A 16,029-nucleotide genomic window follows, 5' to 3' on the forward strand; every position below is an offset into this window, starting at 1 on the left:
TGTTCGTGGCCCGTTGACCGAGACTATAAGGACATAATGACTTCCATGTTAAAGGTGCTCAGGCGAATTGTTCAGGAGGTCAACGGCGCAGAAAGTCTGGATTCTGCGCTGTCGATCATCGTTCGCCGCATACGCAAGGCGATGAAAACCGATGTGTGTTCCGTCTATCTACTGGACAGCGAGCGAGACCGCTTCGTCCTGATGGACACCATCGGCCTGAATGCCAGCGCCATTGGGCACGTTAGCATGACGCACAATGAGGGGCTGGTCGGTCTTGTCGGGACCCGGGAAGAGCCGCTCAATCTGGAAGATGCACCATCACACCCGCATTTTCGTTACTTCGAGGAAACCGGGGAAGAGCGCTATTCCAGCTTTCTGGGAGTGCCGATCATCCACCAGCGCCGTGTATTGGGTGTACTGGTCGTGCAGCAGCGAGACAAGCGCCGCTTCGATGAGGGTGACGAGGCGTTTCTGATCACGATGGCTGCCCAGTTGGCCGGTGTGCTTGTTCAGGCACTGGCTTCCGGTGCACTGGCGCATTTGAATGAATTCGAGGGGTCGGCCGTGCTTTCCGGTGTGGCTGCTTCGCCCGGACTTGCGATTGGTGAGGCTCATGTGGTCGTGCCGCCGGCCAATCTTGATGCGGTGCCCGAAAAGCGCACAAACGATATTGATGCCGATGTGGCGCGCTTCAATCAGGCGATCAATGGTGTACGTGCCGATATCAAGTCTGCAGCGGAGCGACTGGCAAGCCGCATTTCGGCCCAGGAGCAGGCGCTGTTTGAAGTGTATCAGCAGATGCTGGGTGAGCATTCACTCGGACAGGAGGTCGAGAAACGTATTCGTGAGGGATGGTCTGCGCCGACTGCCCTTTCAAAAGTCGTGCGTCGTCATGTTCAGTATCTTGAGCGTGTGGATGACGATTACCTCAAGGAGCGTGCTGCCGACATCCGGGACCTCGGTCGGCGTGTTCTTGGGTATCTGCAGCAGGAAAGCGCTGCCGAGCCGGTGATCTATCCTGATAATACTATCCTGGTAGGCGATGAAATCAGTGCGGCGCAACTCGGGGAGATTCCTCGTGACAAGCTGGTCGCGCTGGTGGCGACACGAGGGTCGAGCACTTCTCATGTGGCCATCCTTGCGCGTGCCATGGGGATTCCGGCCGTGCTGGGAATGAGTGATTTGCCCCTGTCTCGCCTGACTCACTCTCGCCTTATTGTCGACGGGCATCGGGGCAAGCTGATGGTTCGGCCCGATGAGGAAATGGAAGCCCGTTACGAAATATTGATCGAGGAAGAGCGTGCGCTTACGCGCATGCTTGAAAGCGAGCAGTTTCTGCCGAACGAAACCGAAGATGGCCATTCGGTCAAGCTGATGGTCAATACCGGCCTGTCGCTGGAAATCGCCAGCTCTCTCAAGGCGCGTGTAGATGGAGTGGGCCTGTATCGCACTGAAGTGCCATTCATGATGCATCAGCGCTTTCCTAGTGAGCAGGAGCAGCAGCGCCTGTATCGTGATCAACTGGAAGGGTTTGCTCCGCTGCCGGTAGTCATGCGTACGCTGGATATTGGTGGAGACAAGGATCTGCCGTATTTCCCAATCGAGGAAGATAATCCGTTTCTTGGCTGGCGAGGCATTCGCGTTACGCTGGACCATCCCGAAGTATTGATGGTGCAATTAAGAGCAATGCTGCGGGCAGGAGAGGGGCTTAACAATCTCCGTATCCTGCTGCCCATGGTGTCCTGTGTTGAAGAGGTCATTACCGCGCTCAAACTGATGGACCGGGTGATCGAGGAGCTCAAGCACGACGGGGTATCGATCGAGCGGCCGCTGGTAGGGGTGATGATCGAAGTGCCTGCCACGCTTTATCAACTGGATGCGCTGGCACAGCTGGTGGATTTCTTTTCAGTGGGCAGCAATGACCTTACCCAGTATCTTCTGGCGGTTGATCGCAATAATGCACGCGTATCATCGCTTTATGATGCCTGCCATCCTTCGGTATTGAGGGCGTTATATCATGTGGCGGTTGAATCAAACCGGCTCGGCATTCCTGCTTCGGTCTGTGGTGAACTGGCCGGTGACCCTGCCGGAGCACTGCTGCTGACGGGCATGGGATACGACATGCTGTCGATGAATGCGCCCAATCTTGCACGTGTCCGTGCTGCGATTCGCCGTGTCAGTCTTGGTTCGGCGCGCCAGTTGGTCGAAGAGACCCTGACACAGCCTACACCGGCGCTGGTACATCGCCATCTTTTCAATCGCATGAACGAGTGGGGGTTGGCTCATCTTCTTCCTCCGCGGAGCGAGCATCATTAACAGGCTCTCCGACGGCATTCTGCCTCATTGCGTTGGGTGCGGAAGTCCTGAGGACGCAGCCAGGACGCGATCAACGTGAGTTTTCTGATCTTTGCCGCGATAGGCGCCCTGGCCGGTTTTCTGGCCGGGCTTTTCGGTATTGGTGGTGGTGCCGTGATCGTGCCGCTGTTGGTACTGACATTCGGCGTCCTCGGTTTTTCTTCCGAGACTATTGTACATCTGGCCACTGGCACATCGCTTGCCACCATAGCCATTACCTCTCTTTCTTCGGCACGGGCACACTTCATTCGCCGGTGTGTGCGCGTTGACTGTCTAAGGAAATTGTTGCCAGGCCTGATTCCTGGCGCGATGCTCGGTGTGGTGATCGGAGGACAGTTATCCGGCCCTGTCATGTCACTCCTGCTTGGTGGGTTTTTTGTGGCGGTAGCACTCAAGCTTCTGATTGCTCCCGGTCTTGCCCGCGATAAGGAGCGACTTTTGCCTCTCCCGGGCATGGCTGGTGCTGGAGGCGTCATCGGAGCAGTATCTTCGCTTTTCGGTGTAGGGGGCGGTACTTTGTCGGTGCCGTTTCTTGAATGGCGCGGAGTCTCCATGCGTTCTGCCGTGGGAACGTCATCGGCCTGTGGTGTGCCCATCGCCGTCATCGGTGCAGTCACAGCCGTTGTTGTCGGTTGGCACTCACCAGGATTACCTCATGGCGCTACGGGCTATATATACTGGCCTGCCTTTCTTGGCATTGTACTGATGAGTGTGTTGACGGCCCGCCTTGGGGCGCGTGTCGCGCATTATCTGTCAGAACGTTGGCTGAAGCGTATTTTCGCCGTACTTTTGCTTGTCATGGCACTCAAGTTACTTTTCGGCTAAGGATGTTGGCATGTTGCATTACCCGAATTTTGATCCTGTCCTGTTTTCCATTGGTCCGCTGGCCATACACTGGTATGGCCTCATGTACGTAGTAGGTTTTGCCGGTGCATGGTTACTGGCGCGAATGCGCGCAGACCGGCTGGGGCTTACAAGGGATGATGTAGGCGATCTGATCTTTTATGGCGCACTGGGTGTTGTGCTGGGCGGTCGCCTTGGGTATGTGCTCTTTTACGGCTGGGAGGCCCTTGCCGCTGACCCTCTCTGGGTGTTCAAGGTATGGGATGGCGGAATGAGCTTTCATGGTGGGCTGATCGGCGTACTGATCGCTTCGATATTATTCGCCCGGCGCCATGGGCTGGCCTTTTTTCAGCTTACCGATTTTGTGGCTCCACTGGTACCTATTGGCCTGGGGGCAGGGCGGCTGGGTAATTTCATCAATCAGGAACTGCCCGGTCGTATCACCGATGTGCCCTGGGCCATGGACTATCCCAAATATGGCCCGCAACCACGTCACCCCTCTGCCATTTATGAGTTCCTGCTGGAAGGTGTGGTGTTGTTCCTTGTCCTGTGGTTTGTCTCATTGAAACCCCGCCGCAGGGGTCTTGTGTCCGGTCTTTTTTTGTTACTCTATGGCCTGTTTCGGTTCTCGGTCGAGTTTTTCCGGCGCCCCGACCCCCAGCTTGGTTTCATTGCCTTTGGCTGGATGACCATGGGGCAGCTTCTATGTCTGCCAATGCTGGCCGGCGGCATTCTGCTTGTCGTCTGGTCGCGGCGCCAGTCTGTTGAGACACCGTACTCAACCCCCACCGCGTAATGAGTGTAAATAAAGTTCATGCAGCCCTATCTGGAATTAATGCAGCGTGTTCTCGACCAGGGCGTCGAGAAAACTGACCGCACCGGCACCGGCACGCTGTCGGTGTTCGGCCATCAGATGCGTTTCGACCTTGCGGCCGGCTTCCCGCTGGTGACCACCAAGAAGCTGCATCTGCGTTCTATCATTCATGAGCTTTTATGGTTTTTGAAAGGCGAGACCAATATCGCCTACCTCAAGGACAACGGGGTGCGCATCTGGGATGAATGGGCAGATGAGAACGGCGAACTTGGGCCCGTATACGGGTACCAGTGGCGTAGCTGGCCAGACTATCAGGGAGGACACATCGATCAGATCAGTCAGGTTGTTGATGGTATTCGCAAAACACCTGATTCTCGACGTCTTATCGTATCGGCCTGGAACCCGGCGCTGGTTGATGAAATGCAATTGCCTCCCTGTCATGCCCTGTTTCAGTTCTATGTGGCCAATGGCCGTCTGTCCTGCCAGCTCTACCAGCGTAGCGCCGACATCTTTCTGGGTGTGCCCTTCAATATTGCAAGCTATGCCCTGTTGACCCGTATGGTGGCGCAGGTCTGTCAGCTTGAACCCGGTGAGTTCATTCATACGCTGGGAGATGCTCACCTTTATCTTAATCATCTGCAACAGGCTCAAGAGCAATTGAGCCGCACACCCCGCACGTTACCGCAGCTTCAGCTTAACGGGGCCGTGACGGAGTTGTTTGATTTTACCTTTGACGATATCAGCATCTCGGGGTATGACCCTCATCCGCATATCAAGGCACAGGTGGCAGTATGAAAAAGCACTCAAGCAGTGATGATACGGTTGTGCCGGTAGCCATGATCGTGGCCATGTCACGTAACCGGGTTATCGGGGTCGACGGCAAGTTGCCTTGGTATCTGCCGGAAGATCTGAAATTCTTCAAGGCGGCGACTCAGGGCAAGCCGCTGGTCATGGGGCGAGCCACCTTTGAGTCCATCGGCAAGCCTCTGCCCAACCGTCTTAATATTGTGGTGACGCGTAACACCAGTTTTTCTCACGATGGCGTTAGGGTGTGTCATGACTTGGCCACGGCCATCGAGGTTGCCGACCACCAGGCAATGCTGGATGGCAGTGAGGAAATCATGGTGATCGGTGGTGGAAATATTTATGGTCAGGCTCTGGACATGACACAGCGCCTTTATGTGACAGAAGTGAATGTTGATATTCAGGGCGATACCTGGTTTCCTCCACTTACCGACACGGAATGGACGGAAGTGGAGCGTGTGGCGGGTAGCCCGACACCACAACAGCCTGATTATGACTTCGTTCGCTATGAGCGCACGTCTACCATCAACGATTAACCTTATGCAGCCATGAGGTTGCGCACAATGTGTGGAGTTTATTATGAGCGAGCAGTTGGGCGCACTCATGGACGCGCTGGAGCAGCGGGCCATCAATGCCTGGGAGCAACTGGAGAAGGCCCATGGCAGGATTCGTGCGCTTGAGGCTGATAACAGGGCCCTCAAGTCGCGTCTAGAGACGTTGGGGAGCAGCGGCGAGAAACGCCCTCGCGAGGAGGGTGGCGCCATGACTGAACCTTCAACGATATCAGGCGATGAGGCATCAGTTTCGCCAACAGTGGCTGCGTCGCCCCTTGCATCAGTTGAAGACCATGATGTGACACAGGGCACGCCTCATCACGACAGTCGGGCTGATGAGGCGGCTGTCGATATTTCTGAGAGCGACTTTCGTACGCCACAGGCTCTTCTGGAAGAGTGGTATGCACGGTTTCCAAAGGCATTCTACAAGGGGCACACGCAGCCACTTCAGGTTGGTATCCACGAAGTGCTTGCAACTTATTATCCCGTATCCTCGCGACTTCTTCGGCGGGCACTTGCCTGCTATGTCAATCTTCCTCGTTATTTGAAATCAATTCGACAGGGAGTGCAGCGAGTTGATCTTGACGGTGCTCCAGCTGGTGAAATCACCGCAGAAGAAGAGCAGCATGCAAGGGAGCAGTTGAAATCACTTCAGGCACGGCAGCAACAGAAGAAAGACCAGGAAAACCGTGAGCGCATGGCTAAAAAACTGTCGGCGCTGAGCACACTGCATCACCACGACTAACGCCTTATTAAACCAAAGTATAATAAAGGGTGGCGGAACTTTTTCAATAAGGGTAATTAATACCTTTTGCAGATTAACGAAATTGCAAGTTGCTTTTTTTAAAGGGTTTTTAACTGAAGTGTCACAATAATGTGGCACTTTTTTTGTGTTATGACGTCGCTGAGATGAGGCAATAAGGGATCGAAAACAGTGTTTTTTTCTTGTTGCGTTCGGTCAGGGGTCGTTATAAGGTACGTCTGCGAGCAACAGATAATAACAAGCTTCACAGCCTGGACCACAGGCACGAAGCAACCCTCTGCAAATAATTAAAAAGCAGACAATCGAACAGTAAGCCTAGTAAGGGACTTAAAAAAATGAAAAAGACGCTATTAGCGACTGCGATTGCCGGTGCGTTGGGTATGGCTGCCTCTGGTGCCCAGGCTGCAACCGTGTACAACCAGGACGGCTCCAAGCTTGATCTGTACGGCAACGTTCAGCTGGGCCTTCGTAATATCAAACAGAATGCCTCCGATGGCACCGTAGACTCTCAGAGTGACCTTTTCGACAATGGTTCAACTCTGGGTGTGAAGGGTGAACATGTTCTCGATAACGGCCTGACTGCTTACTTCCGCGCTGAATTCGAATTCAACGCTGATCAGCAGAAAGGTTACTATGCTGGTGCAGACACCGATAATACCAACCAGTCCGGCCTGTCCAAGGGTGACCAGGCATATGTCGGTATCACCGGTAACTTTGGTGATTTCCGCGTAGGCTCATGGGACGCCCTGTTCAACGACTGGATCCAGGATCCGATGGCGAACGATGAGTACTTCGGCCACACCGGAGCCATCGATGATGTAGCTGGTACTCAGTATGAAAGTGACAAGTTCACTTATACTTCACCGATCATGGGTGGTTTCCAGTTTGCCGTAGGTACGCAGTATAAAGGCGATGGCGAGTCCTACGACAACTACGACTACAACACACCGTCCGATCTTGGTGAGTTTGTACTTGATGACGACAACAGTGCTTCGTTGTTCGGTGGCCTGCGTTACACCATGGGCGGCTGGACGCTTGCAGCAGTCTACGATGATCTGAAAAACTTCCAGTATATTAATAATGCTGGCGATCAGCGTGATTATGGCGATCTGTACGGTGCCAACGTTGCCTACAATATCGACACTCTTCTGGTCAGCTTCAAGTTCAGCCATATGGATGCTGACTGGAGCGATGATGCTGATGTTGATCGTTACGGTCTTGGGTTCCGTTACGGCTATGGCATGGGTGATATTTATGCCTCTTACCAGTATGTCGATGCTGAAGGACAGGCTGTCGCTCTGTTGGACAACAACGGATACTCTGGCGTGAACCAGGGCGATGAAAGCTACAATGAATACTTGCTTGGTGGTACCTATAACCTGAGCAGCCAAATGTATGTCTGGTTGGAAGGTGGCTACTACGATCGCGATGACAACACTGGTAACGGCGTTGCCACCGGTGTTGCCTACAGCTTCTAAGACACAGCGTCTTGAGTTATCTAAACCGGCCCTTTGGGCCGGTTTTTTTATGCCCAACCGGTGGAAGGTTAGCAGGCTAGGTTGTTGGGCGTGGCATATGTCATGCTACACTGCGTGTTTGACCGGTGTGACTGGGCAATTATCGCCGTGAACGCCCTGTATCCTTCCTTTAAAGAGTATTTCCGGCATGCTGCTTCATGAAATGGCCTGGGGTGGTGTTTATTTCAGCCCACTGCTTCTGTTTGCTTTGATCAGCCTAGTGCTCACCTTTGCTGTCCGTTATGTCATGCACCGCACCGTGCTTGAACGCTGGGTCTGGAAAGAGGCCTGGTTCGACGTGGCGTTATATGTCTGCATTCTGGCAGGCGTTACCTTTTGGCTTGGTGCATTGAGTTAATTACATGCAAAAATCACTTCGTATCATCATTACGCTTGCCATTGCTGTCGCGGCCATTCTGGCCGGTATCTGGCTGTGGAAATATTATATGTATTCGCCCTGGACGCGTGATGGTCGCATTCGGGCGCAGGTAGTCACCGTTGCCCCTGATGTGTCCGGCTGGGTAAGGACGCTTCATGTGCGTGACAATGAGCAGGTTCAGCAGGGTGATCCGCTTTTTATGGTTGACGATGCACGCTACCAGGCCATGGTTAATCAGGATCAGGCAAGTGTCATGCAGCGCAAGTTTTCATGGCAGCAGGCTCAGCATCAGTACGAACGGCGCAAGTCTTTGAGCAAAAACGCGATCAGCTCCGAAGATCTTGAATCCTCTCGTATCCAGGCGGAAGTGGCGCGGGCCACCTATCAGCAGGCACTCGCTAAACTCTCGGCTGACAAGATCAATCTGGCCCGTGTTGCCGTTACGGCACCGGTTGCAGGCTCGGTCATCAACCTTCAGTTGCGTCAGGGTAACTACATAAAGCAGGGGCAGGCATCGCTGTCGATCGTGAAGCAGGGATCCTTTTATGCCACCGGCTATTTCGAAGAAACCAAGATTCCTTCCATTCAGGTGGGCGACAAGGCTGAGGTTTATCTCATGAGTGGGGCTCGACGAATACCTGGCCATGTCGCCAGTATCGGCCAGGGGATTTCCAATCAGAACACCACACCTGACGGGCAGTTGCTGCCCCGGATTCAGCAGACGTTTACCTGGGTACGGCTGGCACAGCGAATTCCTGTTGATATCGTTTTTGACCATATGCCGACAGACATAAAGCTCAGTGCCGGCATGACGGCTACGATCAAGATAGCCGGCCATTCCGCCGACGATACTGATACGGTAGTACGCGAGGCATCAGGCTCCCATGCCGAAGCGGGCAGCGATGGCGCGCTGTCGGACAGGGGATAGGCCGCCATGCCGGTATTTCTGCGTCTTTACCTGTTGCCTGAAAGAGCGGTGCTGCAATTTGCTCTGAAAGGCACCATTGCCATGGCGCTTTCCCTGTTTCTGGCGATGGAAATGAGCCTTGAGCGTCCGTACTGGGCGCTTATTTCTGCTGTATTTCTGCAGATACGCCCTCAAAGCGGCCTTGTTATCGAAAAGGGGTTGTGCCAGATCGGTGGCACGTTGGTCGGTGGTGGGGTAGGTGTTGCCATCATGGGGCTTTTCATGCAGATGCCCGGCATGGCCTTGAGCTGTCTGATGCTGTGGGTTTCCTTCAATGCTGCGGCTTCAGCACTGGTTCGAAACTTCAATCTTACCTATGGGTTTGCCATCGCCGCCGCCACGGCAACACTGGTCGTGGTGCTGTCGCTGGTCTACAGCAGTACGCCTACCAGTTACAGCGTGTTTGATACAGCAGTGGCCCGTATCAGCGAAATTGCACTCGGGGCAACCTGCGCCACGCTGGTCAGCATGTTGCTGTGGCCTGCACGCGTGAGAAACATTATTACCAGCCATGCGCGTACCGTGGTCAATGCCACCTTCAGTTGTCTTGAGCAGCAACTGACCCTCAACGCGGATGCTCAAAAGGCCCGGCAAAGTGTAGTGGATGTTATCCAGGCTGTAGTACAGCTTGATAATGACAGCAGTGCCATGGTGTATGAAGGTCCGGCCGGTGCCGGTCGCGTCAGGGCTGCCAACGTACTGGCGCAGCGCACCCTGACCATGATTGCCGAAATTCAGATATTTGGCCGATTGATGCGCTACGCCCCCGAGCTCATGAGTCAGCATGTTATCGATGTACTGGAGGATCTGCGCGATACCTTCAGGAAAATGCGCGAAACTTCTTCAGAAGCCGAAGCGCGTCAGCTGGCGCAGAATCTTCGGCAGCGAATCAAGCATGTTCGGCAGGAAAACAACAGCACCCCCTTGCAGCGTCGGGCGCTTCACGGGGCTCGTGAGCTGGTGGCTTATGCCATCGTGATGCTCGAAGCCAACAAGGCCATAGTCAATGCAGATAAAACCCGCCTGAAGGCTCCCAGCCTTTCGGTATATCGTGACGGTTTGCTGGGGCTTTTGACCGGGTTGCGGGCCGGGCTTGTCTTTGCGCTCGGGGCAGTTTTCTGGGTGGCGTCAGGCTCATCCTCTGCTGTATTGATGATGGTCATGCCCGTCATCTTCAGCATCATGTTTGCCCGGTTCCCTGAACCTGCAGTGGCGCTCAGAAAGGTTATTCTTGGTGCCATGGTGGCCATTCCGACGGCGCTGCTTTTCGGCAACGTATTGCTGGCGCAGGCTCCTCGGGACTTTGAAATGCTGGTACTCGTCTTCGGGCCACCCCTTTTCCTTGGTCTAATGGCATTGGCAAACCCGCCTACGCTGGCTTACGGACTGGGGTTTTGCATCATTTATACGGTGCTGGTCATGCCGGGAAACCATATGAGTTTCGATATAACCAGTACACTTAATCGCAGTATCGCAGTGCTGGTTGGCTTGATCATTCTCTGGGCCGTTTTCAGAATGGTAGGCTCGCCCGGGCCTCTGGTCATGCGCCGTCGCCTGATCAGTGCAACGGCGGATGATTTATGCAAACTCTGGCGTAGAGAGCGTGAGCGCAATGAACACTGGTTCAATGGCCGAATGGCCGAACGACTGCAGCGTCTTGCAGGCTATGATGCCACGTTGCCCGAGGACAAGCGTAATCTGCTGGATCTTGGACTGACCGGGCTGAACCTTGGGCATGTGTCCATTCGTATGCACTCAAGGCTTGCCGAACACGATGAGCCGCGCGTGCTGGCGGCGTCACGTCACTGGCAGCAGGCTTTGGCCCAGGCGTTTCAGAAATGTGCCTGGGGGGAGGAGGATGAATGCTTCAGGGAAGCATCCGATTCGCTGCTGGCGCAGTTGCGGGATCATAGTGACATGGACAGGGAGCAGGTCGAGCTGATCGAAGGGCTGACCGAGCGCCTGGAAATGACCTTTCACCGCCAGGCCGTTATCTTTTCGGATGAAGCCGCTGCCGGTAGAATTCAGTCGGCCAATGGTATTTGATCACGGATAATGTCGGGCCCGTTTTGAATCAGCCACTGTCTGAAACTGCTTTCCTCCATGGGTTTGGCGTAAAAGAATCCCTGAATATAGCCGCAGTGCTGGCCTTTCAGGTAATCGCGCTGTTCCAGTGTTTCCACGCCTTCAGCCACGATGGCGATGCGCAACTGATCTCCCATCGCGATGATGGCCGACAGTAACCTTTCATCAAATTCGCTATTGCTTATGCCCATGACAAACTCACGATCAATCTTGAGTTTGTCGGGTTTGAAACGACGAATATAGGAAAGGGATGAGTAGCCGATCCCGAAATCATCGATGGCGATTTCCACTCCCAGGGCTTTCAGCTCATTGATGGTGCACAGAGTGCGTTCCGAGTCGATCATCAGCAGTTTTTCAGTAATTTCAATGCAAAGCCGTTCCGGGGTGAGTCCGGTCTCATCCAGTGCCTCGGTCACGGTTTTTGCCAGATCGTCGAATCGAAACTGTCGCGCCGACACATTGATGCAAACACCTGGAGCAAGGTTGTTTGTCATGGGCCATGTCGCTGCCTGACGGCAGGCTTCCTTGATAATCCAGCGTCCCAGGTCAACGATCAGGCCGCTGTCTTCCAGGTGATTGATGAACTCATGGGCGCCGACCAGCCCTCGAACAGGATGGCGCCAGCGAATCAGTGCTTCTGCCTTGATGGGTAATCGTGCTTCCAGGGGAACAATGGGCTGGTAAAACAGCTCGAATTCTTCCTGAGCAACTGCCCGTTCAAGCTCATCGTCAAGGGAGAGACGCTGGCGCAGATGGTCTGTCAGCTCGCGAGCATAGAACTGACTGCTGCCACGTCCCTCGGCCTTGACCTGATAAAGGGCATTGTCGGCATACTGCATCAGGCGAGCAGGCTCTTCGCTGTCATCGGGATACATGCTGATGCCGATACTGATGGAGCAGGGGATGCTCAGCTTGCCGACCGTCAGGGGTTGGGCAAAGTGGTTCAATAGCTTGCGCACGACCGGCTTTATCTGACTGGCATCAGTAAGCTCGGAGAGCAGGATGATGAACTCATCTCCTCCCAGTCGAGCTACAAAATCCGAGGCCCTGACAAGAGAGCTCAAGTGTCTCCCCACCTCGCTGATGAACTGATCTCCTGCATCATGCCCCCAGGTATCGTTGACCTGCTTGAAATGGTCGATATCGATGAACAGCAGTGCAAATTTGCTTTGCCGGCGCCTGCTGCCGACGATCAGCCTGTTCAGTTCGGTCATCAGAGCTGAACGGTTGGGAAGGCCTGTCAGGCTGTCACTGTTGGCCTGTCGGGCCAAATGAAGTTCATATTCCTTTCTCAGGCTCAGATCGTGCACCTGATAGAGATAACATACCGGAATATCTGATTTGCGCAGCAAGGAAACGCTGACCAGCGTCCATACCGGCTGGCCGGCATGATTGATATAACGCTTTTCAAACTGAACCGAGGTAATGCCTTCTATAAAGAGGTTGAGCAATTGTCGCTCTTCCTCTGCCATGTCCTCGGGCAGGCTTACGTCTCGCTGCAACTGATTGACCAGGGTTGATGCACTGTGTCCCAGCAGGCGACAGATGGCGTGATTACCCTGAAGAAATCGGCCATCCATGCCGACCAGCGCCATGCCGGTGGGTGCAAAATCGAAGGCCGTTCGAAAGCTTTCTTCGCTGCTGCGCAGTGTCTGCTCAACGTTCAGTCGCTCGCTGACATCGCGAAGCGAAATCAGTAGGCCGTCCAGCCCATCAAGTGTGGAGCGGATAGGGGCTACTGCATAATCCACCGTCAGGCAGGTGCGCGGAGCATCAAGAATCAGCTGCTGATTGAATTCGATATGAGCACAGCCGTGATCATCAAGGATATCGGCCAGCTCGATTGAGCGTGCTTCGCCGTTTGATGTTGAAAACGTCAGAAGGCTGGAAACAGAGGTGTCGGCAAGCTGATCGAGTGAGCGGCCAAACAGTGCTTCTGCGCGTGAATTGATAAAGCGTACGGCACCGGTGCGATCTGTAGCGATAATGGCGTCCGTGACACAGCGAAGCATGGAGGAGAACCACTGCTCTGACTCCTTCAGTTCCCTTTCCATGGCGAACTTGTAGGCTGCTATCTCAAGTGCCGCCTTTATTTCATTGATTTGATAGGGCTTGGTCAGAAAGCCATAGGGCGCCGTATCCGTTGCGCGCCTGACGGTATCCGAATCACTGTAGGCGGTCAGAAACACGATGGCGGCATCATGCTCCTGATGCATCATGGCGGCAGTCTTGATGCCATCCATCGGCCCCTTGATTACCACGTCCATCAGCACCAGGTTGGGCCGGTGGGTTCGGGCCATCTCAAGGGCCTGCGGGCCATTGTCGGCAACGCCACAGATATCGTATCCCATCTCGCCCAGCTGCTCGGCCAGATCATGGGCCACAATGGCCTCATCCTCGACGATGAGCAGTCGCCGTGATGTCATGACAGATGACCTTTGCTTCGAGATAGGGGCGAGAGGCATTTTGATCATGGCAGAACTCTTCAGCTGCGATACGTGATGGTCGAAGTATCCGGATTAGTAGGATGTATCGGCCCCGCCGCTGATTAATTCAGGTGCCGGTAACCGGAACACCAGCCGGCTGTGGCTGCCGTTTTTGCTTTTCGTCGTGAATTCGCCATCGAGTTGACGGCTGAGAATGCGGATGAGCTTGAGCCCGAGTGATTTTCCCGTGGCCTGGGTGTCATCAAATCCAACGCCATTGTCGATGACTTCCAGCTTCAGGGTGTCGTCATCCAGCATGTCGATCGTGATGCGTACATGACCGGTCTTCTTGCCAGGGAAGCCGTGTTTCAGGCTGTTGGTCAGCAGTTCGTTCAGTAGAAGGCCTAATGGAACAGCTGTTTCAAGGCCGACCTGGATCGTTTCGATAGTGGGTTCAAGGATGATGTCGCGGCTATTGGCACCGGTCGATGATGCCAGGTTGGTACACAGGTCACCGACGTAGGCGGCCAGGTCAATCGAGGACAGTGACGCCGACTGGTACAGCTTTTCGTGCACCAGAGCCATTGCCTTTACCCGATCTGCGCTTTCTCGCAGTGCATCGTGCGCCACCCCTTCGGGCAGTTGGCGCAGTTGCATGTTGAACAGGCTGCCGATGACCTGAAGGTTATTCTTGACGCGGTGATAGACTTCCTTGAGCAGGGTTTCCTTTTCCTGCAGAGAGGCGAGTTGCTGCTCACTGAAGCGTTTTCGATCGGTAATGTCGCGCACGATCTTGGCGGCCCCCTGTACGCGTCCGTCCACCATTTGCACCAGCGATGAGGTGATGGCTACGTCAATGTACTGGCCATCCCGTCGCCGGCGCAGGGTCTCGTAATGAGGTTGAGATACACCCGTGTCCGACAGTCGGGACAGGTGCTGCTCGAATTGGGACTGTAGATGGGGCGGTACCGTCAGATCCTGCAGATGCTGACCGATGGCCTCCTGAGCGCTATAAAGGAAAAGACGCTCGGCTGAGGTATTCCAGCTGGTAACACGGCCCTGAAGATCATGGGCGATGATGGCATCCTGGGAGTTTTCCACAATGGCCGCCAGGTGCGCCTGACTGAGGCGGGCTTCCTCGATCTTGGTAATGTCGGTATGACTGCCGATCCACTGCGTAAGCCGGCCATCACTGTCCTTTCTCGCCGTAACACGGGTATCAAACCAGCGAAATACACCGTCATGACGTCGAATCCGGCATAGAAGCTGAAAGTCCTGCTCCGCTTCCAGGGCCTTTTTCCAGGCATCGACAAAATTGTCCCTGTCATCCGAGTGGATGCGAGTAAACCAGGCAACCTGAAGGTCCTTTGCGAAGGTGACGCCGGTATAGTCGGCCCATTGTCGGCTGAGATAATCAATGCGACCGTTCGGAGAGCAGCTCCATACCAGCTGCGGGATGCCTTCCGTCAGTGAGCGCAGCCGGTTTTCCGTGGCTACCCGACGGGATTCCTGTTCCAGCCAGCTGCGACACCGGGTCAGCGCCACGCGAAGCTGACCGGTATTGAGTTCCTGAACATCAAGGTAGTCGAAGGCGCCATGCGCAAGCGCCTCTTCGGCAATGCGCTCATTGGTATCGTGGCTCAGCACGATGACGCAATAAGGGGTCTTTTGATAGCGTTTCAGAATGGATAAAAGGTCGGTTCTGACCACGCTTGCGGTATCATGATCTGCCAGTATGCAGTCAACGTCATGATGAAGCAGGTATTGCCGTGCCTCCGCCAGGGAGGCCGACAGATGGATCTGGAGCGCCAGTCCGGTGCTGTCCAGCAGGGCGGCCAGTGTTCCACGGGTGGATGCATGCTCATCAATGGCCAGCAATTTGAGGTAGTTGGCTTGCATGGTACTTGGTCAATGACCCCTGAAGTGCGCGAGAGTAAAGGGAACTAACGGATACGCCGCGTATAACTTGATGGGCGATGAGCATGTTTGGCCACGGGTGGTCGTGCAGGAGACTTTAATGAGATGAGGTTGCCGGGCAAATTACTGCAGGTATGGGCAGGAGTCGCAATGCTGTCCATCGGTCTGGCAGCAAGCCAGACGATACAGGCTCGGGATGTATCGATAGGTATTGTCAGTCAGGAGGCTCAGGCCTCGCCGGTCGTGCTGGAATACGACCAGCTGGCTGCCCTGCCGCAGCATGTCATAATCACGCATACGCCCTGGCATGACCACGCGGTGCGATTTGAAGGGCCTCTGGTGCGAGACGTACTGACGCTGGCTGCCCATCCGGGAGCGGATATCACTCTGACGGGACTGAACGACTATCATGCCCGAATGCCTGCTTCGGACTATATGAACCATGATGTCATTCTTGCCATGTCCGCTGATGGCCAACCGCTCAGGGTGCGCGATTTCGGTCCACTCTTTGCCATTTATCCCTTCGATGAGACGCCAGGGCTCATGGATGCGCTGACACGGGCGCGATGTGTCTGGCAGATCAATCGTATTCTTGTTCATTAACG

Annotated in this window: 13 protein-coding genes; 11 read left to right on the top strand and 2 right to left on the bottom strand. The window is 54.6% G+C overall.

Annotated elements, in window-relative coordinates; translation table 11 throughout:
- Positions 1 to 45 precede the first annotated feature (45 nt).
- From ptsP to NAT21_RS13675, 10 genes are all read left to right on the top strand, one after another.
- Positions 46 to 2,316: a phosphoenolpyruvate--protein phosphotransferase gene (gene ptsP / locus NAT21_RS13630; RefSeq protein ID WP_250939385.1), complete on the top strand. Its 2,271-nt coding sequence runs from the start codon at positions 46 to 48 to the stop codon at positions 2,314 to 2,316.
- A 75-nt stretch (positions 2,317 to 2,391) separates the two neighbouring features.
- Complete coding sequence (locus tag NAT21_RS13635; protein WP_250939263.1) at positions 2,392 to 3,180, top strand: sulfite exporter TauE/SafE family protein; 789 nt, start codon at positions 2,392 to 2,394, stop codon at positions 3,178 to 3,180.
- 10 nt (positions 3,181 to 3,190) lie between these two features.
- Positions 3,191 to 3,994, top strand: a complete 804-nt coding sequence (gene lgt, locus NAT21_RS13640; RefSeq protein WP_250939265.1) for a prolipoprotein diacylglyceryl transferase — start codon at positions 3,191 to 3,193, stop codon at positions 3,992 to 3,994.
- A gap of 18 nt (positions 3,995 to 4,012) precedes the next feature.
- The gene (locus NAT21_RS13645; RefSeq protein WP_250939267.1) at positions 4,013 to 4,807 is read left to right on the top strand and encodes a thymidylate synthase; all 795 of its coding nucleotides are present in this window, start codon (positions 4,013 to 4,015) and stop codon (positions 4,805 to 4,807) included.
- Positions 4,804 to 5,352 carry a dihydrofolate reductase gene (locus NAT21_RS13650; RefSeq protein WP_250939269.1) on the top strand — a complete coding sequence of 183 codons (549 nt, stop codon included), beginning with the start codon at positions 4,804 to 4,806 and terminating at the stop codon, positions 5,350 to 5,352. Before NAT21_RS13645 ends, NAT21_RS13650 begins: the two co-directional genes overlap by 4 nt.
- A 43-nt stretch (positions 5,353 to 5,395) precedes the next feature.
- Entirely contained in the window at positions 5,396 to 6,115 is a 720-nt protein-coding gene (locus NAT21_RS13655) for a ProQ/FINO family protein (protein WP_250939271.1), read from the top strand.
- Positions 6,116 to 6,468: 353 nt separating this feature from the next.
- Positions 6,469 to 7,611 carry a porin gene (locus tag NAT21_RS13660; RefSeq protein ID WP_250939272.1) on the top strand — a complete coding sequence of 381 codons (1,143 nt, stop codon included), beginning with the start codon at positions 6,469 to 6,471 and terminating at the stop codon, positions 7,609 to 7,611.
- Between the two features lie 187 nt (positions 7,612 to 7,798).
- Positions 7,799 to 8,008, top strand: a complete 210-nt coding sequence (locus NAT21_RS13665) for a DUF1656 domain-containing protein (RefSeq protein ID WP_250939273.1) — start codon at positions 7,799 to 7,801, stop codon at positions 8,006 to 8,008.
- A 4-nt stretch (positions 8,009 to 8,012) separates the two neighbouring features.
- On the top strand, positions 8,013 to 8,957 hold the full coding sequence (locus tag NAT21_RS13670; protein WP_250939274.1) for an efflux RND transporter periplasmic adaptor subunit: 945 nt from the start codon (positions 8,013 to 8,015) through the stop codon (positions 8,955 to 8,957).
- Positions 8,958 to 8,963: 6 nt separating this feature from the next.
- Positions 8,964 to 11,042 (top strand): FUSC family protein, encoded by a 2,079-nt coding sequence (locus tag NAT21_RS13675; RefSeq protein ID WP_250939275.1) that lies wholly within the window; start codon positions 8,964 to 8,966, stop codon positions 11,040 to 11,042.
- Here NAT21_RS13675 and NAT21_RS13680 read toward each other — a convergent pair.
- Together NAT21_RS13680 and NAT21_RS13685 are read right to left on the bottom strand one after the other, a co-directional pair.
- Positions 11,021 to 13,507 carry a two-component system response regulator gene (locus tag NAT21_RS13680; RefSeq protein WP_250939276.1) on the bottom strand — a complete coding sequence of 829 codons (2,487 nt, stop codon included), beginning with the start codon at positions 13,505 to 13,507 and terminating at the stop codon, positions 11,021 to 11,023. The genes NAT21_RS13675 and NAT21_RS13680 overlap by 22 nt on opposite strands.
- A 93-nt stretch (positions 13,508 to 13,600) precedes the next feature.
- Positions 13,601 to 15,406 carry a PAS domain S-box protein gene (locus NAT21_RS13685; protein ID WP_250939277.1) on the bottom strand — a complete coding sequence of 602 codons (1,806 nt, stop codon included), beginning with the start codon at positions 15,404 to 15,406 and terminating at the stop codon, positions 13,601 to 13,603.
- Between the two features lie 168 nt (positions 15,407 to 15,574).
- Here NAT21_RS13685 and NAT21_RS13690 point away from each other — a divergent pair, with 168 nt between their 5' ends.
- Entirely contained in the window at positions 15,575 to 16,027 is a 453-nt protein-coding gene (locus NAT21_RS13690; protein ID WP_250939278.1) for a putative pterin-binding protein, read from the top strand.
- Positions 16,028 to 16,029: the final 2 nt, after the last annotated feature.

The sequence above is a fragment of the Larsenimonas rhizosphaerae genome (genome assembly GCF_023700005.1).
GTDB classification, from domain to species: Bacteria; Pseudomonadota; Gammaproteobacteria; order Pseudomonadales; family Halomonadaceae; genus Larsenimonas; species Larsenimonas rhizosphaerae.

Bases quoted from the DNA above. Each gene is read 5' to 3' on its own strand.
- lgt (WP_250939265.1), top strand. From the start codon at position 3,191: ATGTTGCATTACCCGAATTTTGATCCTGTCCTGTTTTCCATTGGTCCG.
- NAT21_RS13670 (WP_250939274.1), top strand. From the start codon at position 8,013: ATGCAAAAATCACTTCGTATCATCATTACGCTTGCCATTGCTGTCGCG.
- NAT21_RS13650 (WP_250939269.1), top strand. From the start codon at position 4,804: ATGAAAAAGCACTCAAGCAGTGATGATACGGTTGTGCCGGTAGCCATG.
- ptsP (WP_250939385.1), top strand. From the start codon at position 46: ATGTTAAAGGTGCTCAGGCGAATTGTTCAGGAGGTCAACGGCGCAGAA.
- NAT21_RS13675 (WP_250939275.1), top strand. From the start codon at position 8,964: ATGCCGGTATTTCTGCGTCTTTACCTGTTGCCTGAAAGAGCGGTGCTG.
- NAT21_RS13660 (WP_250939272.1), top strand. From the start codon at position 6,469: ATGAAAAAGACGCTATTAGCGACTGCGATTGCCGGTGCGTTGGGTATG.
- NAT21_RS13645 (WP_250939267.1), top strand. From the start codon at position 4,013: ATGCAGCCCTATCTGGAATTAATGCAGCGTGTTCTCGACCAGGGCGTC.
- NAT21_RS13665 (WP_250939273.1), top strand. From the start codon at position 7,799: ATGCTGCTTCATGAAATGGCCTGGGGTGGTGTTTATTTCAGCCCACTG.
- NAT21_RS13655 (WP_250939271.1), top strand. From the start codon at position 5,396: ATGAGCGAGCAGTTGGGCGCACTCATGGACGCGCTGGAGCAGCGGGCC.
- NAT21_RS13680 (WP_250939276.1), bottom strand. From the start codon at position 13,507: ATGACATCACGGCGACTGCTCATCGTCGAGGATGAGGCCATTGTGGCC.
- NAT21_RS13690 (WP_250939278.1), top strand. From the start codon at position 15,575: ATGCTGTCCATCGGTCTGGCAGCAAGCCAGACGATACAGGCTCGGGAT.
- NAT21_RS13685 (WP_250939277.1), bottom strand. From the start codon at position 15,406: ATGCAAGCCAACTACCTCAAATTGCTGGCCATTGATGAGCATGCATCC.